The sequence below is a fragment of the Glaciihabitans sp. UYNi722 genome (assembly GCF_040549465.1).
GTDB lineage: Bacteria > Actinomycetota > Actinomycetes > Actinomycetales > Microbacteriaceae > Lacisediminihabitans.
This window is the reverse complement of sequence record NZ_JBEPTL010000003.1, coordinates 56,497-74,787: the sequence shown is the minus strand read 5'-3', so window position 1 is coordinate 74,787 and position 18,291 is coordinate 56,497. Positions and strand designations below refer to the sequence as shown.

The following is an 18,291-nucleotide window of genomic DNA, read 5'->3' as shown; positions in this document are numbered from 1 at the left end:
AGCCAGCTGATTAGTTCGCCGTCGTGGCCTATTCTGGAGAGATGGAAAGACTCCCCTTGCCGGTGGACACAGGGGCACGCTTGGATGGCGTCGATGCGGTTCTCGACGGTTTCTTCAGTGTCGCGAAGCGGCGGGCCGCCTCCCTCGGGTCTGAGTACGTCGAGCTCTGGACGGTGCTGGAGCGCAGTACGGCAGGCGGCAAGCACTTTCGTCCTCGCCTGGTGCTAGCTGTCTACGAAGCGCTGGGTGGCGCGGATCATCGGGCTGCCTCACGGGTGGGCGCGGCATTCGAGTTGCTGCATGCGGCACTGCTCGTGCATGACGACGTGATCGATCGCGACTTCTTTCGACGCGGCATCCCCAACGTGTCGGGAAGCTATCGGGATTCCGCCACCACGGCTGGAATCCCCACACCGATCGCTGAGCACCGCGGACGGTCGGCAGCGATCATCGCTGGCGACCTCGCACTGGCCGGAGCCAGCCGCTTGTTCGACGCGCTCGAGTGCCAGGACGGAGTTCGCGCCCGGCTGCGGGATATCTTCGACGAGGCGATCTTCGAGAGCGCCGGCGGCGAAATGCTCGATGTGGAACTGTCCCTGTCCGAAGAGATGCCGACGGTCGAGAACATCCTCCGGGTGGGCAGGGCGAAAACAGCGGTCTACTCCTTCGAGGCACCGTTACAGTCGGGGGCCGTGCTGGCCCATGCCTCGGACGCTGTCGTCCGCGCTCTCGGTGACTTCGGCCGTGAACTCGGCGTCGCCTACCAGGTCGTCGACGACCTGCTCGGGGTCTTCGGATCGGAGCACCTGACCGGCAAGTCCACCCTGAGCGACCTGCGCGAGGGCAAACGCACGGTCCTCGTGGCGCACGCTGCCACGACAAATGCCTGGTTCAGTATCAAGCCGTTCATCGGCAAATCCGACCTGAACGAGCGGGAAGCCGAGCATGTGCGAGGCCGGCTGGAAATCTGCGGCGCCCGCGCCTTCGCCGAGGGTTTGGTGCAGGAACACGCGCGACGGGCAAGGGCAGTACTCGACCGGCCAATGATCGATACCGCGCTCCGTGATGCCGTGAACCCGATGATCGACGCAGTGTTGGACCGCGCGCGCTAGCATCCAGCACCGGGATGTTGTGAAGTCCCCTGAGGTCGCCGCAACGCCCGAATAAGTGGGGCGCCCGACAGCGAGAAAGTCCCCACGATCTGACGATCACGGGGACTTTACACCAATCGATTCCGGGTGGATCCAAGGGGATTCGAACCCCTGACCCCCTGCATGCCATGCAGGTGCGCTACCAGGCTGCGCCATGGACCCATACCGTCGAGCCCGCCGAACGAACCGGCGGACGAGACAACTTGTCAAGATTACTACATCTCGCCGGTGCGCCAAACCGGAAGCGGCACAACCCATCAGAGTCGCGCGCGCAGTGACAGCATCGCGCCGATGGCCGCCCGCAACTCCTGCAGATGATGGCGAGGCAGGAAGGGCTGGCTGTACTCCCCCAGATCACTCGCAGTCGCGCTGACCCCGACGGTCTCCACGGCGAGTCCGTAGTCGAGGCCCAGTATCTCGACGGCGCCTGCCCCCTGGTACGGGACGTAGATCGGGGTGGTGACGAGCAGCACGGAGCTGTCAACATTCGCCCGACGGTGCTCTGCCCAGAACCTGTAGGTGTCGGCGGTATTGGCGCGTCGAACCTTCGGCGCGGATGAGGGCGCAGCGATCACGCTGAGCCGAGTACTGCCCGTCTGCCAGGAGTATTCGCACCAGGAGGCGTTGCTGCTCTCGCCCAGGAACTCCTCGACTTCGGGTTCGCCGAGCGGGCCGAAGGCGAGTTCCATACCGGCTACCATCGCGTCGAACTCGTTGTCGCCCCTGACTCCGAGGGCACGGGCGAGCTCGATCTCGTCACCGGCGAAATCGCGAAAGCCGCCGAGAAAGGTAACGGTGCCGATGTCGAGTCCGGCATCGAGCAGTTCGGCCACGAACCGCGGCTTCACGATCCCCGCCCGGATCATCCCACCGGTCATCAGCACACTCTCGTAGCGTGCGCGCGACGGCTGGTGGATGTCGGCGAGCCCGAGTTCCGGCGCGAGTGCGAGTACCAGTCGCTCCTGTGCAGGTTCGAGCGCGACGGCATCCGCGAGGTTACGCTCACGGCCGCGACGAAAATCCCAGTGCGCAGCCGAGAAGGAATCGAGCCAGCGAAGGCGTTCGCTGCCGGTCAGGGAGGGAACCACCCCGCCGAACGCCGCGACCAGTTCGTCGAGTGCGGTCGCAGCAGCCCAACGGTCCACGACGGCTCGCAGGCGCTCGAGATCATCCGTCGGCCCCTGCCACGACGGCACCGCAGGAGACACCGTGCCAGCAGCCGGAGCTACTCGGCGTTCTCGCGAACGGGGAGATCGATCGGGATGACCGGGCAGTCTTTCCAGAGGCGCTCGAGCGAGTAATACATGCGGTCTTCCTCATGGAAGACGTGCACCACGAGATCACCGAAATCGAGCAGGATCCAGCGCCCCTCAGCGCGACCCTCGCGGCGCAGCGGCTTGGCACCGCTCTCGATCAGCTTGTCTTCGATCTCGCCGGCGATGGAGACCACGTTGCGCTCGTTGCGCCCTGTAGCCAACAGGAAGATGTCGGTGAGCGGCAGCGGGCCTGAGACGTCGAGGGCTACGAGATCCTCCGCCTGCTTCGCATCGGCCGCTGATGCAGCGATCTGGAGCAGTTCGCGGGCGTGGTCGGTCGCAGTCACAGGATCCTTTGGAATGAGGGGAGAAAAGAGAAACAGGTCACGTTAGAAGATCTTGAAGATCACTCCGGCGACGAGAAGCGCCACGATGCCGGCGGCTACGACGGCGGCTGAGATGGCGACGACGGTGAGCATTCTATTGTTGCCCTTGGGCTTGACGGTGGTGATCACCGCTCCCGATGAGGTATGAGTGCTGATCGCGCGAATGGCGCGAACAGGCGCTGAGTCGGGGTCTGACGAGTCTTCTCGGTCGTCGGCGGCCAACAGCGCATCGACGTCGGAGTGGTCGTAGCGGGCGGGCAGAGCGCCGGTGGTACCCATGCTGCTCGGCAGGTTGATCGAACCAGTGACCAGGATCTCGCCGGTGCTGCTGAGCGGACTCAGGATGTCGTCGGAGGTGGGGATGGACGGCAAGACCAGCGCGTTTGTGGTGATCGCACCGCTGGTGGCGCCCACGTTGCGACTGAAACTACCGTCACGCGCTTGCTCTCCATCGTCGATGGATGCCTGGGTCGACCAGTGGCCGACCGGAGGCGTGTAGGCCTCATGGGCATCGGATTCGCCAGGCTCCTGGAGCAGAAGGCCGAAAGGCTTCTCTTCGACGTCGGCTGGTACGGGTGTCGGCTCGACATCCACGGGCTCGACATCCACGGACTCAGCGTCGACAGGAGTTTCCGCAGCTGTCGGCGACTGGAAGAGCAGGTCATCGAAGTCAGGAAGCTTGTTATGCGGCTCGTCATCCACGATCTCCGCGGGGACGACCTCTGCGGCAGCGTCCGGGTCGGTCGAGGCGACGAAAACCGAGGCCACGGCCGGCGCTTCAGTGGCAGGAGGCGGCGTAGCAGCCACAGGCGCGACGAAAAGCGGGAATGAGGAGAGCTTGGGCGGCTCCACAAGCTGGGGGGGATCGGTCGCCACTGATCTTTCCGAGGCGACCTGTTCTTCGGAAATAACCGACTCATCCGAAGGGACCGGCTTCTCGGAAACTGTCTCAGGCTCGGCATGGGTCAGTGCGTCGAACTCCGCCAGGGCGTCGGCCTGCCGGGGAATCTGACCGGTGGCCGGTGCCAGGCTGGCATCGTGGCGCTCGCGAGGACGGATGGGGTCTGCCGAGGTCGTGTGCGACGAGGGTGCGTCGAAGGGCAGCGGGTCGTTGCTCTGCTGGAGGGCACGCAATTCGCGACGTGTCATCGTGCGTTCGCTGTGCGGCACATCGTTGTTCGCAGGGTGCTCTTCGACACGCGGTGGCGTCACAGAGGCTGGAACCGGAGCGGCCTGAGTGTGATAGTCGAGTTCGCTCGGCTCATCAGTGGATGCTGCCGGCGGAGTCCAGGCCTGGGCGCGTGGAACAGAGGTGAAGGTCGAACGCCGACCTTCCGGACTGAAGTCACGTTCGCGGTAGGGCTTCTCGGCATCGCTGCCCTGGGAGGCATCCGTCGGCTGGTCCGGCGCGGCAGAGTTCGAGCGGCCACGGAATGAGGGTCCGTCGTAGCTCGGCACCTGGGGACGGCCCTGGGTGATGTACGAAAGGGGCTCGGGAGTCGGAACATCCGGAGTCTGTTGTGGTGCCTCGTCCTCAGTCTGCGGGGTCTGGTCTTTCGGGGCCTGGTCTTTGGGAGCCAGCGAGGGGAACTGCAATTGGGCGCGGCGCCCTCTGACGACGACGCCGTCGGTGCGAGCGGGAGCCTCCGGAGCGGCGGTGGCACGGGCATCCGTATTCCAGCCCTCGCGGGGAAAAGGCCCAAATTCGGCCTGGTCGGTGGGGTTCTGGGCAAGGCTCACCTGCGAGTCCACCGCGTCGCCGCGCTCGTTCTGCCGAACTTGCCGCCTGCTAACGGGCGGTCGATCTTGCCAGGCTGTCATGTAATACTCCGATACAAATGGTGCTTGGAGATGTATTGAACAACACCATCGGGGACCAAATACCACACCGGGAAACCCCGGCTGACCCTGCTGCGACAGTCAGTAGACGAAATCGCAAGCGCAGGCACTTCCAGCAAGCTTACTTCCGACTCTGGCAAACCGGAAATAGTCAGCGGATGTCCCGGCCGAGACACAGCTACGAAGTGTGCCAGCGACCAGAGCTCGCGCACATCCTTCCAGTCCAGAATCTGTGCGATCGCGTCGGCACCGGAGATGAAGTAGAGCTCCGCGTCGGGGCGTTGGGCCCGCAGGTCCCGCAGGGTATCGATGGTGTAGGTGGGACCCTGCCGGTCGATGTCGACCCTGCTGACCGTGAAGCGCGGGTTGGCTGCGGTGGCGATCACCGTCATGAGATAGCGGTGCTCGCTCTCGGTGGCGCCCGGTTTCTGGTAGGGCTGCCCAGTCGGTACGAAGATCACCTCGTCGAGGCCGAAGGACTGCGCCACCTCGCTCGCGGCCACGAGGTGCCCGTGATGGATCGGATCGAATGTTCCCCCCATGACGCCGATCTTCGGGCGTTCGGCCACGATGCGCTCGCTACCTAGTGGTCGGTCGTGTGTCCGGATGCGGCGGACCTGTCGGTTTTGTGGCTGTGACGGTTGGCCACGTCACGGAAGCTCCACACGACGAAACCGAGCACCAGGAAAACGAGGACCGCGATGAGCGGGAACACCCAGTTGGGAAAAATCAGGGTCGCGGGCGCTTGTTCAGCAGCCAGGACAATCGTGGTCAACAACGGGTTCCACCAGTCTTTCTTGTCAGTGCTACAAGCCTACCGGCCAGAGTGCCAGCACGCCGTGCTCTACGCGCGCACCTGTCCCGAGCCGCGCACGATCCATTTGGTGCTGGTCAGTTCGCTCAGCCCCATCGGTCCGCGGGCATGGAGCTTCTGCGTCGAGATCCCGACCTCCGCGCCGAAGCCGAACTCGCCACCGTCGGTGAAACGAGTCGACGCATTGACCATGACCACGGCTGAGTCCACCTCCGCCAGGAACCTCTCGGTGTTCGCCAGGTCGTTGGTCACGATGGACTCGGTGTGCTGGGTCGAGTAACGGCGGATGTGGTCGATCGCCTGGTCGAGATCGTCGACGACGCGCACGGAGAGATCGAGCGACATGTATTCGGTCGTCCAGTCCTCCTCGGTCGCCGGTACGGCATCCGGGAAGATCGCCAGGGTGCGCTCGTCACCGTGGACCGTGACTCCGGATGCCCTCAGGTCGGCCAGCACGGAGGGCAACAGCCGCGCGGCGGCGGCCTCGTGCACGAGCAGCGTCTCGAGGGCGTTGCACACGCTCGGCCGTTGGACCTTGGAGTTCTGCACGATGTCGATCGCCCACTGACGATCGGCCGACTCGTCGAGGAAGACGTGCACCACTCCGGCACCGGTCTCGATCACCGGGACCTTCGACTCGAGCACCACCGTGTTGATCAGCTCGGCGCTGCCGCGCGGAATCAGCACATCGACGTAGCCACGGGCCTGCATGAGCTGTTTCGCACCCTCACGACCGAACTCGTCGATAGTCTGCACCGCGTCGGCGGGCAGGCCGACGCTCGCGAGGGCGTTCTGGATGATCTGCACGAGTACGCGATTGGTGTTCTCCGCCGCGCTTCCACCCCGGAGCACCGCGGCATTGCCGCTCTTCAGCGCGAGGCTCGCGATATCGACGGTGACATTGGGGCGCGCCTCATAGATCACGCCGACCACACCGAACGGCACCCGCACCTGGCTGAGCAGCAGTCCGTTGGGAAGCGTCTTGCCACGCACCGACTCTCCGACAGGGTCGACGAGGGTCGCGACGAGTCGGACTGCTTCGGCGAGACCGGAGAGTCGCTTCTCGTCGAGGCGCAGACGGTCCTGGAGTCCGGCACTCAAACCGTTGTCCCTGCCGTTGGCCAGGTCGAGGTCGTTGGCCTCGATGATGCTCTCGGAATTGTCGACGACAGCCGAGGCGATGGCTTCGAGCCCTCGGTTCTTCAGCCCCGCATTGGCGGTCGCGAGGATGACCGACGCATCGCGCGCGGCGGTCAGCTTGTCGGTGAAGGAGCGCGTCGCAACAGCAGTTTCGGGCATGCGGCCAGTTTACTTCCGGCCACGGCCTGTTTCGTTATCACTCTCAGGGGTCACAAATGGCTCTGGAATACATCGCGGAGCAGCCATTCGTGTCCCCTCGGGAGAGGAAACGACACGGGAGCGGTGACACGGTCAGTCCGCGGGCGCGACCGCTTCGAACCAAGTGCCGAGGTCTGCACCACCGAGCGCAGCGGAGACATCGCCGGTCGCCGCGAGCAATACCGGGGTCCCGGATGCTGCGGCCAGCTTGGCTGCGGCCACTTTCGTTCCCGCTCCCCCGGTCCCCACCCCGGCCGCACCGATATCGCCGAACTCGACACCTGCCAGGTCGTCGGTGAACGGCACATGAGTGATGCGACGGGCGCCGGGCTGGTCTGGCGGCCTCGTGTAGAGGGCGTCGACATCCGACAGCAGGAGCAGCAGGTCGGCCCGCACCAGCTGCGAGACGAGGGCAGCCAGCCGGTCGTTGTCGCCGAAACGGATCTCGTGGGTGGCGACGGTGTCGTTCTCATTGACGATCGGGAGGATCCTGAGGCCCAGGAGCCGCTCCATCGCCCGCTGGGCATTGCTGCGGGGCGTCGAATTTTCGAGGTCTCCTGCGGTCAGAAGCACCTGCGCAGCCACGATGTCGTAGCGGTCGAGACTCTCCTGGTAGCGGTAGATCAGTAGGTTCTGGCCGACGGCGGCCGCGGCCTGCTGGGTTGCCAGGTCTGAGGGTCTGGCATCCAGCTTGAGATAGGGCATGCCGGTCGCGATCGCACCGGACGAGACCAGGATGACCTCGGAACCGCGTGCCCGCGCTTCGGCGAGAGCATCGACCAGCGGGCGGATCTGCCCCGCATTGGCGCCACTGATGGACGACGACCCCACCTTGACGACGATGCGCCGTGCGGTGGGGACCTCAGCGCGCGAGACGATCGGCCTAGTCATCCGTGGCTGAATCCTCCGTGGACGCGCTCGCCTTCTCGGCGACGGCGAAACCCTCGTCGTCGTTCCACATGCCGGCCTCGCGCTCACGGATGAGTTCGGCACGGGCCGCAGCCTTGCCGTCCATGCGGTCGAGATACTCCTGGCGACGTGTCTTGCTGGTCGGACGGTCGTTCTGCACGAGTCGCGGATCCGTACCGCGGGGTGCGGTAAGCAGCTCTGCGGTCGAGGTGAGGGTCGGCTCCCAGTCGAAGGTGACAGGACCGATGATGACTGTCGATCCGGCGACAGCCCCGGATTTGAACAGCTCGTTCTCCACACCGGACTTGGCCAGACGGTCGGCGAGGAAGCCGATCGCCTCCTCGTTGTTGAAGTCGGTCTGGGCGACCCAGCGTTCCGGCTTGCCGCCGACGACGCGGTAGATGTTGCCGCCCGAGCCGCCTTCGACCTTCACGCTGAATCCGGCGTCGTTCGCCGCACGCGGACGCAACACGATTCGCTGCGTGACTGGCTCCGCGGCGCGGACCGCACGATCGGCCTCGACGAGCTCGCCGAGGGCGAAGGACACGTCGCGCAGACCTTCACGGCTCACCGCTGAGATCTCGAACACACGATAGCCGCGGGATTCGAGTTCCGGCCGCACCATGTCGGCCAGTTCACGGCCCTCAGGAACATCCACCTTGTTGAGGGCGATCAGCTGTGGACGCTCGAGAAGCGGAAGCTGGCCCTCGGGGACGGGATACGCGGCGAGTTCGCCGAGGATGACGTCGAGGTCGGTCAGCGGGTCGCGCCCCGGCTCCAGGGTCGCGCAGTCGAGCACGTGGAGGAGGGCGGAGCATCGCTCGACATGACGCAGGAATTCAAGCCCGAGGCCCTTGCCCTCGCTGGCCCCCTCGATGAGGCCTGGGACATCCGCGACGGTGTAGCGGGTCTCCCCCGCCTGCACGACGCCGAGGTTGGGGTGCAGCGTGGTGAACGGATAGTCGGCGATCTTGGGCTTCGCCGCGGAGATCGCCGCAACCAGGCTCGACTTACCCGCCGAGGGGTAACCGACGAGTGCGATATCCGCGACGACCTTCAACTCGAGAAAGACATCACCCTCCCAGCCGGGGATGCCGAGAAGTGCGAAACCGGGCGCCTTGCGCTTCGTGGAGGAGAGAGCCGCGTTGCCGAGACCACCCTGTCCGCCCTGGGCGACGACGTAGCGCATGCCGGGTTCGGAGAAGTCGATGAGCTCGTTGCCCTCGGCGTCTTTCACGACGGTACCGACGGGAACCTCGAGCACGACCTCTTCGCCGGTGAAACCGTTGCGGTGGTCGCCCATGCCCTGCCCGCCCTTGTCGGACTTGCGGTGCGGCGCTCGGTGGAAGCCGAGCAGTGTCGTCACGCCGTTGTCGCTCGCGAGCACGATGTCGCCGCCGTCGCCGCCGTTGCCGCCGTCGGGACCTGCGAGCGGCTTGAACTTCTCACGCTTCACCGAGACGCAGCCATCGCCACCGTCGCCGGCGCTGAGATGGAGTGTTACCTGGTCAACGAAGGTAGCCACAACGCATCCCTTCGATTGCTAAAAGTATGAGAACCACTGCTTAAAAGGCGAGAGCGAGCCGAAGCCCGCTCGAACCCATGAAATGTGCCGGCCAAGGGCCGAGCGAAAAGCTACTGTGCTGCCGCCACGATGTTGATGACCTTGCGGCCGCCCTTCGCGCCGAACTCGACCGCGCCGGCGGAGAGTGCGAACAGCGTGTCATCGCCGCCACGGCCGACGTTGATGCCGGGGTGGAAGTGCGTGCCGCGCTGGCGAACGATGATCTCGCCTGCGCTGACGACCTGGCCGCCGAAGCGCTTGACGCCGAGGCGCTGCGCGTTGGAGTCGCGACCGTTACGGGTGGAGCTTGCGCCCTTTTTGTGTGCCATTACGAAATCCTTGAGTGTCTATAACGAGGTTTTTGTCTGTGAACTCGGAAGTTACTTGATGCCGGTGATCTTGATACGGGTGAGCTCCTGGCGGTGACCCTGGCGCTTCTTGTATCCAGTCTTGTTCTTGAACTTCTGGATGACGATCTTCGGGCCGCGCAGGTCACCGACGACCTCACCGGTCACCTTGACCTTCGCGAGCGACGCAACGTCGTGCGTGATCTTGTCACCGTCAACGAGCAGCACGGGGGCGAGCTCGACATTGCCGTCTTTGTCGGCCTTGATGCGGTCGAGAACGACAATCGTGCCGACCTCAACCTTTTCCTGCCGACCACCGGCGCGCACAACTGCGTAAACCACTTGTAACCCTAACTATGTGACCGGAGGAGATTCCGGGAGAAGTCCTAGCGCGTAAATTCTGCGGGCTTGGCCCAGCACACACCAAAGGTCAACGATACTCGATCATCGACCCTTCGGTCAAACGCTGCGTGCTCTGTCATTACGCCTGGTCGACGATACCGGATACCGGATGCTTCGACGGATGCTTATCGAACCAGATCCACAGCAGAACACCCACCAGGATCACCAGCGGCGTGCCGGAGATGAACTGCTGTGCCGCCGAGTTCACGGCGGATCCGAAGACACGGAGCATGTTCTCTCCGCTCGGCGCGATCGCCAGCAGATTCGACATCAGTCCGCCGCTGATCAGGCCGACGAATGAGACAGCAGTCACGAGGAGAAAGACCAGCACCGCTCCGATGGCCGCCGCCAGAATACTGCGGGTGACGACGTGCGCAATATGAAGTTCGCCGGCAAGCGGTGCGATGAACCAGAAACTCAATAGAATCCCGATGGCGAACGGCAGCGCAACCGCGACGAACTGTCCCCCGTAAGCAGCCCACCACTGCAACTGGTAGCCGGGACCAGCACCGATGTAGCTGAGCTGCGAGACCAGGAAATTCAGCAGTGCCTGCACCGTCAGAACCGCGAGCACGGCCGCAGCCGAGACCAGAGCCACCACGAATCCATGCTGCCGAACGACCCGGTGGGCGATGTAACTCATTGCGCGAAGACTCCCCTGTCTAGAATCGGCCCATGACCGTGTTGATAGACCAGCCTAGGTGGCCTGCGCACGACACGCTCTGGTCGCACCTGGTCAGCGACAGCTCGCTGGACGAGCTCCACGAATTCGCGCAGGGCCGCGGCATCCCGCAACGGGCATTCGACCTGGACCACTATGACGTGCCAGAACACCGCTACGACGAGTTGGTCGCTGCGGGCGCGGAACCGGTCACGATCCGACAGCTCGTGGAACGTCTCGCGGCGAGCGGTCTGCGGGTCTCACAGCGTGAGCGTCGGGCGCCGAGGCACTAGGCAGGGTCACCAGCTCTCGTCGAAGCCGGAAACGCTGCGCACGAGCTTGCCGGTGGCGATGTCGACGAACGCTGTCGTGATGGAGGTCGACTTGGGGTTGACCGCATAACCGTCCGAGACGCTGGTGGCAACATCCGGAACGATGTTCACCGCAACGTATTGGCCGTTGGGCGAGATGCTGAAGCCGTCGATGCTGCCCTTGTTGTTCACTGTCTGGAAGAGGATGCGGGAACTCGCGCCCTTCTCGTAGACGAGGTAGCTCCGATAACTCTTACCACCGCTGGTGTCGAGCACCGCGACCTGCTGCACTCGCGCATCGCCGGAACCGAGGAGTTCGAGCGAGCCGCCGAAGGTCTCCGCCCCCGCGAGAGGGAGCGGCGGCAACCTCGTCTCCGAGCCGTCGCCGAGGGAATAGGCGATCCTGCCGAAGACATCCCCCACCACGAGAGTTGTGCCATCCGGTGTACTTCGGCCGAGCTCGGAGTACTGCCCGAGCGGCACCGAGGTCGTCGGCTTCTTAGAGTCGATGAGCAGCACGGTCTGATCGAGCGTCTGCGCCACGAAACTCGTGCTGCCATTCAGGAATTGCCAGTCGATCACGGCGAGAGGCTGGGAGTCGAGACCGAGCACCGGCTGCACGAGGTGCGTGCCCGTGAGATCCGCCAGCATGAGATCGTTCGAGTATGACTCGCCCGATCCGGCGCCGGTGAAGAGGAACCCGAGCATGCCGGCATCCGGCGCCGCCTCGAGACGACTGATCGTTCCGGGGCCCGGGAGGTTCATCTTCTCCACCGGCCCTCCGCTGAAGCTCACGAGCGAGAGCGAGCTGGTGTTGTCGTCGTTCAGTGCGGCCACCGCGACAAGTTGTGGAAACACGGTGAATTCCTGGATGTGCGGAGCCGAATAAACGACGGTGCGATCACTACCCGAGAGTCCGGTTCGCACGATCGCGTCCAGCTGGTCACTGCCGACGCTCGGATCTGCGCGGTCGAGATAGTAGAACTCAGCCTTCGCCGTGGTGAACGAATAGTGGAAGGTCTGCGGCCTGTCCTGATACAGGCTCCTCACCCCGTCGACCGTCACGCGGTAGTCGCTGTCGTAACGGAGTCGCTGCTCGAACTGCAGGGCGATGATCTCACCGCTCGCACTGACGCTGAACGGCACCGCCGGCGCGATGGCGACCTGCGATTTCTTCACCTTCGAGAGGTTCTGGTTCGCGAAAAGCCGAAGCTGCTGACCGGGATTCGCCACTACGCTCTTCGTATCGACGGTGGCGCCGGATAGCTTGGGGCCCTGCAGGTAGTTCAGGCCAGCGAAAACAGCCACCAGGGCGATGAGCACCGCAATCGTGACGGCGAGGGCGCGACGGAATGGCAACCTACGCCGGCGCGCCTCAGCCTCAGTAGAGGTATGGCTCACTGGGCTGGCTCACCTTGTTCGTGGCGGTGGGCACGAGGGCTATCGACTCCTGGCTGCTCCTGCTCGGATTAGTACCGAACTCCCCCTTCACCCGCACCCATTCGTCAGCCGCAAAACTCGATTTCCAGTCCGGCTGGTACACCGGCACACCGACGGGTTGGGCATCCACGGCGCAGCAGGTGATCACGAAGCGCGACACGTAGAAGACGTTGTCGGGGTCGCTCTTGTCCGCGGTGATGAAACCGGTGACATCCGCAGCCTTGTCGCTGTAGAAGCTGACGTCAGTCGTCTGGCGTAGGAGCGAGGACCAGTCCAGCACGGTGAACTTCGCGAACGACCCGGCGGGAGCGGATGCCGCAGACGCCGCGTTCTGCGTACCCGCGCCCACGCCCACGCCCGAAGCCGAAGGCCTGCCCAGTGGTGATGATAGTGATCGGGTTGACGATCGGGGCCGCCAGCAGGAAGGTCATCGATTCGGAGACGGTGAATCCCTTGACGATGAGCCCCCGGGCCAGGGGTAGGTTCCCGCACTCGCAGACGGGGAGGAAGATACCGAGGAAGGAGATAACCCCACGACGCAGAAACGGATTCGCCGGAAGTATCCGCATGATCCAGCGATCAGGGACCAGACCTGCACGACGATCGAGAGCAGGATGCCGAGAATCACGAACGGCAGCGACTCGACGATGACGCTGATGCTCAGCGTCAGGAGATCCTGCAACTGGTTGGGCAGCGACCAGGTTCCCAGCGCAGGCGTAACAGCCCTGATCGTGAAGACGGCGATGATCCCCACGACGCCGACGGCGAGGCCGACGATGGTGGGCATCCGGATGCCGCTTCGTCTGCGCTCAGCTAGTCCGGTGCCCACCCGCGGAATACTACGTGGCCGACGCCATCGTGCGTCCGCGCCTCGCTAGTCGTTCGGCGAAATCGGAGTGGATTCCGGGTTCGCTGTAGTGACAGTTCCGGAGCTTGAGGCCCGGCGCGAGGTGCGTGCGCGACCCTGCCCAGGCTGCTTCGGCTCCGGCAGCGCGTCGAGCACGGAGTCCAGGATCTGCTCCGCATCGTGCGTGCTGATGCGCCGTGGTGCCCGCTGACTCTTCTTCACCGGGATGTCCAGAATCGCGACTGCGGCCTCTGCGGCAGCCACAGACGCCTCCTCGATCGCGGTCGGCGATGGCTCGGACTCGACGACGATCTCGAGATTCTCCGGCGTGCTGTCGGTCTCGTTCGTCTCGTTCGCATGCGCGATGGTGCTCGCGGCGATCTGGGCGAGAGCGTTTTTCACGTCGTCGGTAATGGCGTGGGTGCCGTTCATGCCGTTCTTCGGCGCAGAGGCGTTGGATGACTGGCGGCCGGAGTCGCCACCGTTCCCATTGCCGCCCTTGCTGCGCCCACGACGAGTCTCCGGCTGGGCCGACTGGCGGTGCTTGGTCACAGGATCGTGGTGGATGACGATGCCGCGCCCCGCACAGACCTCACAGGGCTCGCTGAACGACTCGATGAGGCCAAGGCCGAGCTTCTTCCGCGTCATCTGCACCAGCCCGAGCGAGGTGACTTCGGCCACCTGGTGCTTGGTACGGTCACGGCTGAGGTTCTCGACGAGTCGTCGAAGCACGAGGTCGCGGTTGGACTCGAGCACCATGTCGATGAAGTCGACGACGATGATGCCGCCGATGTCGCGCAGTCTGAGCTGGCGCACGATCTCCTCCGCGGCCTCCAGGTTGTTCTTGGTGACTGTCTCCTCGAGGTTTCCGCCGGACCCGACGAACTTGCCCGTGTTGACGTCGACAACGGTCATGGCCTCCGTGCGGTCGATCACGAGCGAACCGCCGGACGGCAGCCAGACCTTGCGGTCCAGAGCCTTCTCGATCTGCTCGGTGATACGGTACTCATCGAAGGAGTCGACGATGCCCTCGTAGGTCTGCAGACGGTCGACGAGGTCGGGGGCCACCTGGGAGAGATAGGTGGTGATCGTGGCCTGGGCGTCTTCACCCTCGATCACGAGCTTGTCGAAGTCTTCATTAAAGACATCGCGCACGATCTTGACCAGCAGATCGGGCTCGCTGTGCAGCAGCGCGGGCGCCTGAACCGATTCGAGGATCTCGCTGATGGCTGCCCACTGGGCGGTGAGGCGGTTGACATCGAGTGTCAACTGCTCATCCGTCGCGCCCTCGGCCGCCGTGCGCACGATCACGCCGACGTTCTCCGGCAGAACCTCTTTGAGGATCTTCTTGAGGCGCGCCCGCTCGGTGTCGGGCAGCTTACGCGAGATACCGTTCATCGAGCCGTTGGGCACATAGACGAGGTACCGGCCGGGAAGGCTGACCTGGCTGGTGAGACGTGCGCCCTTGTGGCCGACCGGATCCTTCGTCACCTGCACGAGAACCTTGTCGCCCGGCTTGAGTGCGAGTTCGATGCGACGGGCCTGGTTCTTGCCCTCGCTCGAGTTCTCGGCCGCGGCATCCCAGTCCACCTCGCCGGAGTAGAGCACAGCGTTGCGCCCGCGTCCGATATCGACGAAGGCTGCCTCCATGCTCGGCAGCACGTTCTGCACGCGACCGAGGTAGACGTTGCCGATGAGGCTGGCATCTGCGGCCTTGGCGACATAGTGCTCAACGAGCACGCCGTCTTCGAGAACGCCGATCTGGATGCGGTCGAACTTGGAGCGCACGACCATGGCACGGTCGACACTCTCGCGGCGGGCGAGGAACTCTGCCTCTGTGATGACCGGACGACGGCGACCTGCGTCACGACCGTCACGACGGCGCTGTTTCTTAGCCTCGAGACGTGTCGAGCCACGAACCTTGGTCGGTTCGTTGCTCAGTTCCGGCTGCGGACGCGGGGTACGCACCTTGACCACGGTGTTGGCCGGGTTGTTGTTGCCACCGCCATTGCCGCCGTTGTCGCGATCTTCGTCGCCTGCGCGGCGGCGCGAACGGCGACGAAGGGTCGCTGGCTCGTCGTTCTCGTCGGGAAGATCCTGGTTGTTCTGGCGACCGTTCTGGCGCTGCGGGAGCACCGGGATGTCTGGGGCCTGGAACAGCAGCGAAGTGGTGGGTCGCGGGGGTGCGGTAGGCGTCTCGACCTGTGTTGACCGCTCCGGTGCTTCGTTCGACTTCTTAGCGCGGCTGCGGGTCGGCGCGTTCTTCGGCGGGTCGTCGGCGCTGGCCGGCTCTCGAACGTTCTGCGACGAATCGGATGCCACAGCATCCGTCTCCGCCTTCGGAGCAGCGGCCCTGCGCCCGGAGGTGCGCTTCACCGAAGCCTCGGCATCCGCCTCCGGCTGCTCGGCAACGGGCGGCGCTTCGACCCGTGACGCTTCGACTGGCGGAGCCTCCACCCGAGGCGACTCCACCGGTGGCGTCTCGGCCTGGGGAGCCTCGACGGGCGATGCTTCTACCGGGGCAGCGGATGCGGCGGCCGACTTGGCAGACTTGCGCCCGCCGAAGAGGCGCGAGCGCTTCTTTCCACCCTCGTTTTTCGCAACTCCGTCATTGTTCTCTGAATTTCTCTCCACCATCTCTGGTGCACTCCTAGCCCGAAATGGCTAGCCGCGCTACCCACCGGGTACTCTCTCGTGCGGCCCTCAACTTCAGCGAATCTGCGCTTCAGCGAATCTGCCGCTAATCCTTACGCTCCGAGACCGGCCCTCGGCCGCGCATCTCCATGATGCGGTGGCGCTGGCTCTGGTCTCGCTCGTTTGTGGTGCTACTACTCGGAACTGGCTATCCGACACGTTCTCGTTGCGGCACTGAATTTTCAGTGCCGATTCTTCGTGGCCCGGCTGTACCTGGTAGGTACAGTGTGCTCGGTAAGCATTCTTTGGCGTCACATCGGGCGCGGCCCGGGTGACTAGCTCAAATTATCGCACGCATTGCCAGCAACGCGGCATTTGGTGCATGCAATAATCGCGAGGGTGTCAGCGACCATAGCCGAAAAGCCCACGACATCCACCGCGCTCTGGCTCCTGATCGCTTCAGGACTCGGCGTGATAGCGGCCTTTGTGACCACCGTGATCGCGTTCATCGGCCTCGAAGATCTCGGCGACAAGGGAACCCTCGTGGGCGCGGACAACGAACTGGGATTCCCCTCATCGGCGCTGGCACTGGCCATCTTCGCCATCGCAGTGGCCACCGCGGTCGCACTCTACGCGGGAGCACAGATACCGCAGGGGTGGTGGATCGCGCTCGTCATCATCCTCTCGCTCGGGGTGATTGTGGAGGTCTGGGCGATCGCTCTCGCCTTTACTCCGCTCCTGCTCGTGCAGCTGGTGTTCGTGGTCGGCGCGCTCGTCGTTGCGGCGCGCCGAATCGACAGGCCGATCGGCATGGGACTGTTCCTCGTGCTCGCGTCGACGATCGGGTTCTTCTCTGCTTTCCGGCTCACCGTCGACAAGGTGACAAGCATCATCGATCCCACAGGCCCGCTCAGCTGCAACTCCAGTGCTCTGGTGCAGTGCGGCAAGAATCTGGGATCGTGGCAAGGGGCGATCTTCGGCTTCCCCAACCCGCTACTCGGCGTTGGCGGCTGGATTGCGCCACTGGCCGTCGGGATCATGCTGCTGGCCGGCATCCGCTTCGCCCGCTGGTTCTGGATCGCCCTCAACGTCGGCATCGTCGGCGCGCTGGCCCTTGTCATCTGGCTCATCTACCAGAGCATCTTCGCGCTCAGCACACTCTGCCCATGGTGCATGGTGACCTGGGCTGTCGTAATTCCCACGTTCTGGGTCGTGACGCTCCACAACATCAGGTCGGGCAACATCCCTCTCCCGGATCGGGCTCGTCGCTTCGCGGCATCCGCATTCACCTGGATTCCACTGATCACACTGGTCTGTTACGTGATCGTCGCGGTGATCGCCCAGCTGCGACTCGACCTGATCAACCACCTGTAAGCAGAATCTCAGGGGCAGGTCCCATAAACTTGCCTCGATTTGCCCACCCACGAGAACGATGGACACACGACATGGCCGCTTCCGGCAATAACTCCCCTCAGGGCAAGAAGGATCGCCGCGAGCAGGCACGTGAGACGGCGCGACTGGAGCGTGAGGCCCAGAAGAAGCGCGATAGGCGCAACAAGGTCTTCCTACAGGGCGGCATCGGACTCGGCGTGCTGGTCGTCATCGCCATCATCGCGCTGGTGCTGGTCAACCTCAACCAGCCGGGGGCACCAGGCCCGCTCAACATGGCGAGCCAGGGCATCCTGTTCACCGGTAAGAGTGGAGCCGTGACCCCCACCAAGACCGCGGGGGCACCTGCGGATGGCGCCGCGACACCGACCAAACTCTCGAGCAAGAATGTCGCGCACATCACGACCTACGTCGACTGGGCCTGCCCGGTCTGCAAAACCTTCGAATCGAGCTATGCAACGCAGATCGCTCAGCTCGTTGCCAGCGGTTCCGCAACACTCGAAGTGCATCCGATAGCGATCCTCGACAATAACTATCCCGGAAGCCGCTATTCGAGTCGCGCAGCCAATGCCGCGGCCTGCGTTGCCAACTTCGCTCCGACAAAGTTTCTGGATGCCCAGACAGCCTTCTACGACCACCAGCCGGCCGAGGGGTCGTCCGGTCTCACCAACCAGGCGATGATCTCACTGCTCAAGAATGCCGGGATCGACGACCCGAAGATCACCTCTTGCATCACGAAGGAGACCTTCAAGTCATGGGTGAGCAGCATGACGAAGAAGACGACATCCACGCAGTCGCTGGTCAATCCCGCCGATGGAAGTCTGGGCACGCCGACTGTCTTCGTCAACGGCAAGCGCTGGGACAATTCGACGGACTTCCCGACCTTCATCGCCTCAGCGGTCCCGAGCCTGGTCGGCTCGCCGTCACCGAGCCCCTCGCCCTCCAACTAGGCGACGAACGGCGCCGGATCGCCGCGCGGCTTGATCGTCACCGCGCGGCTTGA

Annotated in this window: 20 protein-coding genes and 1 tRNA gene; 4 read left to right on the top strand and 17 right to left on the bottom strand. The window is 64.2% G+C overall.

The window, feature by feature from the left end:
- Positions 1-41 precede the first annotated feature (41 nt).
- Positions 42-1,112, top strand: coding sequence for a polyprenyl synthetase family protein (locus ABIB56_RS02900; RefSeq protein ID WP_354567371.1), 1,071 nt, complete (start codon positions 42-44; stop codon positions 1,110-1,112).
- 127 nt (positions 1,113-1,239) lie between these two features.
- Here the strand turns inward: ABIB56_RS02900 and ABIB56_RS02895 are convergent.
- From ABIB56_RS02895 to ABIB56_RS02840, 12 genes are all read right to left on the bottom strand, one after another.
- Positions 1,240-1,313, bottom strand: a tRNA-Ala gene (locus ABIB56_RS02895).
- Between the two features lie 95 nt (positions 1,314-1,408).
- Positions 1,409-2,359, bottom strand: a complete 951-nt coding sequence (locus ABIB56_RS02890) for a hypothetical protein (protein ID WP_354567370.1) — start codon at positions 2,357-2,359, stop codon at positions 1,409-1,411.
- A 17-nt stretch (positions 2,360-2,376) separates the two neighbouring features.
- Entirely contained in the window at positions 2,377-2,754 is a 378-nt protein-coding gene (rsfS, locus tag ABIB56_RS02885) for a ribosome silencing factor (protein WP_354567369.1), read from the bottom strand.
- A 42-nt stretch (positions 2,755-2,796) separates the two neighbouring features.
- Entirely contained in the window at positions 2,797-4,614 is a 1,818-nt protein-coding gene (locus tag ABIB56_RS02880; protein ID WP_354567368.1) for a hypothetical protein, read from the bottom strand.
- The gene (nadD, locus tag ABIB56_RS02875) at positions 4,611-5,201 is read right to left on the bottom strand and encodes a nicotinate-nucleotide adenylyltransferase (protein ID WP_354567367.1); all 591 of its coding nucleotides are present in this window, start codon (positions 5,199-5,201) and stop codon (positions 4,611-4,613) included. Before nadD ends, ABIB56_RS02880 begins: the two co-directional genes overlap by 4 nt.
- 14 nt (positions 5,202-5,215) lie before the next feature.
- The gene (locus tag ABIB56_RS02870; RefSeq protein ID WP_354567365.1) at positions 5,216-5,407 is read right to left on the bottom strand and encodes a hypothetical protein; all 192 of its coding nucleotides are present in this window, start codon (positions 5,405-5,407) and stop codon (positions 5,216-5,218) included.
- A 69-nt stretch (positions 5,408-5,476) separates the two neighbouring features.
- On the bottom strand, positions 5,477-6,745 hold the full coding sequence (locus ABIB56_RS02865; protein WP_354567363.1) for a glutamate-5-semialdehyde dehydrogenase: 1,269 nt from the start codon (positions 6,743-6,745) through the stop codon (positions 5,477-5,479).
- Between the two features lie 132 nt (positions 6,746-6,877).
- Positions 6,878-7,675, bottom strand: a complete 798-nt coding sequence (gene proB, locus ABIB56_RS02860; protein WP_354567362.1) for a glutamate 5-kinase — start codon at positions 7,673-7,675, stop codon at positions 6,878-6,880.
- Entirely contained in the window at positions 7,668-9,218 is a 1,551-nt protein-coding gene (gene obgE, locus ABIB56_RS02855; protein ID WP_354567360.1) for a GTPase ObgE, read from the bottom strand. The genes proB and obgE overlap by 8 nt, the downstream gene beginning before the upstream one ends.
- A gap of 110 nt (positions 9,219-9,328) precedes the next feature.
- Positions 9,329-9,586: a 50S ribosomal protein L27 gene (gene rpmA, locus ABIB56_RS02850; RefSeq protein ID WP_354567359.1), complete on the bottom strand. Its 258-nt coding sequence runs from the start codon at positions 9,584-9,586 to the stop codon at positions 9,329-9,331.
- Between the two features lie 51 nt (positions 9,587-9,637).
- The gene (gene rplU / locus ABIB56_RS02845) at positions 9,638-9,946 is read right to left on the bottom strand and encodes a 50S ribosomal protein L21 (protein WP_354567358.1); all 309 of its coding nucleotides are present in this window, start codon (positions 9,944-9,946) and stop codon (positions 9,638-9,640) included.
- Between the two features lie 139 nt (positions 9,947-10,085).
- On the bottom strand, positions 10,086-10,649 hold the full coding sequence (locus tag ABIB56_RS02840; RefSeq protein WP_354567357.1) for a hypothetical protein: 564 nt from the start codon (positions 10,647-10,649) through the stop codon (positions 10,086-10,088).
- Positions 10,650-10,681: 32 nt separating this feature from the next.
- Between ABIB56_RS02840 and ABIB56_RS02835 the strand changes: the two genes are divergently transcribed.
- Positions 10,682-10,960: a DUF4031 domain-containing protein gene (locus ABIB56_RS02835; RefSeq protein ID WP_354567356.1), complete on the top strand. Its 279-nt coding sequence runs from the start codon at positions 10,682-10,684 to the stop codon at positions 10,958-10,960.
- Positions 10,961-10,966: 6 nt separating this feature from the next.
- Here ABIB56_RS02835 and ABIB56_RS02830 read toward each other — a convergent pair whose 3' ends face one another.
- From ABIB56_RS02830 to ABIB56_RS02810, 5 genes are read right to left on the bottom strand one after another with little or no spacing between them, the layout of a single operon-like run.
- Positions 10,967-12,379: a hypothetical protein gene (locus ABIB56_RS02830; RefSeq protein WP_354567355.1), complete on the bottom strand. Its 1,413-nt coding sequence runs from the start codon at positions 12,377-12,379 to the stop codon at positions 10,967-10,969.
- Entirely contained in the window at positions 12,360-12,773 is a 414-nt protein-coding gene (locus ABIB56_RS02825; protein WP_354567354.1) for a TIGR03943 family putative permease subunit, read from the bottom strand. Before ABIB56_RS02825 ends, ABIB56_RS02830 begins: the two co-directional genes overlap by 20 nt.
- Positions 12,661-12,945, bottom strand: coding sequence for a permease (locus tag ABIB56_RS02820; protein WP_354567564.1), 285 nt, complete (start codon positions 12,943-12,945; stop codon positions 12,661-12,663). The genes ABIB56_RS02825 and ABIB56_RS02820 overlap by 113 nt, the downstream gene beginning before the upstream one ends.
- Positions 12,846-13,247, bottom strand: coding sequence for a hypothetical protein (locus ABIB56_RS02815; protein WP_354567576.1), 402 nt, complete (start codon positions 13,245-13,247; stop codon positions 12,846-12,848). Before ABIB56_RS02815 ends, ABIB56_RS02820 begins: the two co-directional genes overlap by 100 nt.
- 45 nt (positions 13,248-13,292) lie before the next feature.
- Positions 13,293-15,902: an Rne/Rng family ribonuclease gene (locus ABIB56_RS02810; protein WP_354567353.1), complete on the bottom strand. Its 2,610-nt coding sequence runs from the start codon at positions 15,900-15,902 to the stop codon at positions 13,293-13,295.
- Positions 15,903-16,298: 396 nt separating this feature from the next.
- Between ABIB56_RS02810 and ABIB56_RS02805 the strand changes: the two genes are divergently transcribed.
- Together ABIB56_RS02805 and ABIB56_RS02800 are read left to right on the top strand one after the other, a co-directional pair.
- Entirely contained in the window at positions 16,299-17,273 is a 975-nt protein-coding gene (locus ABIB56_RS02805; RefSeq protein WP_354567352.1) for a vitamin K epoxide reductase family protein, read from the top strand.
- A gap of 71 nt (positions 17,274-17,344) precedes the next feature.
- The gene (locus ABIB56_RS02800; RefSeq protein WP_354567351.1) at positions 17,345-18,238 is read left to right on the top strand and encodes a DsbA family protein; all 894 of its coding nucleotides are present in this window, start codon (positions 17,345-17,347) and stop codon (positions 18,236-18,238) included.
- Positions 18,239-18,291 lie beyond the last annotated feature (53 nt).

Bases quoted from the DNA above. Each gene is read 5' to 3' on its own strand.
- ABIB56_RS02840 (WP_354567357.1), bottom strand. From the start codon at position 10,649: ATGAGTTACATCGCCCACCGGGTCGTTCGGCAGCATGGATTCGTGGTG.
- proB (WP_354567362.1), bottom strand. From the start codon at position 7,675: ATGACTAGGCCGATCGTCTCGCGCGCTGAGGTCCCCACCGCACGGCGC.
- ABIB56_RS02900 (WP_354567371.1), top strand. From the start codon at position 42: ATGGAAAGACTCCCCTTGCCGGTGGACACAGGGGCACGCTTGGATGGC.
- ABIB56_RS02810 (WP_354567353.1), bottom strand. From the start codon at position 15,902: ATGGTGGAGAGAAATTCAGAGAACAATGACGGAGTTGCGAAAAACGAG.
- ABIB56_RS02800 (WP_354567351.1), top strand. From the start codon at position 17,345: ATGGCCGCTTCCGGCAATAACTCCCCTCAGGGCAAGAAGGATCGCCGC.
- rpmA (WP_354567359.1), bottom strand. From the start codon at position 9,586: ATGGCACACAAAAAGGGCGCAAGCTCCACCCGTAACGGTCGCGACTCC.
- ABIB56_RS02865 (WP_354567363.1), bottom strand. From the start codon at position 6,745: ATGCCCGAAACTGCTGTTGCGACGCGCTCCTTCACCGACAAGCTGACC.
- ABIB56_RS02880 (WP_354567368.1), bottom strand. From the start codon at position 4,614: ATGACAGCCTGGCAAGATCGACCGCCCGTTAGCAGGCGGCAAGTTCGG.
- ABIB56_RS02835 (WP_354567356.1), top strand. From the start codon at position 10,682: ATGACCGTGTTGATAGACCAGCCTAGGTGGCCTGCGCACGACACGCTC.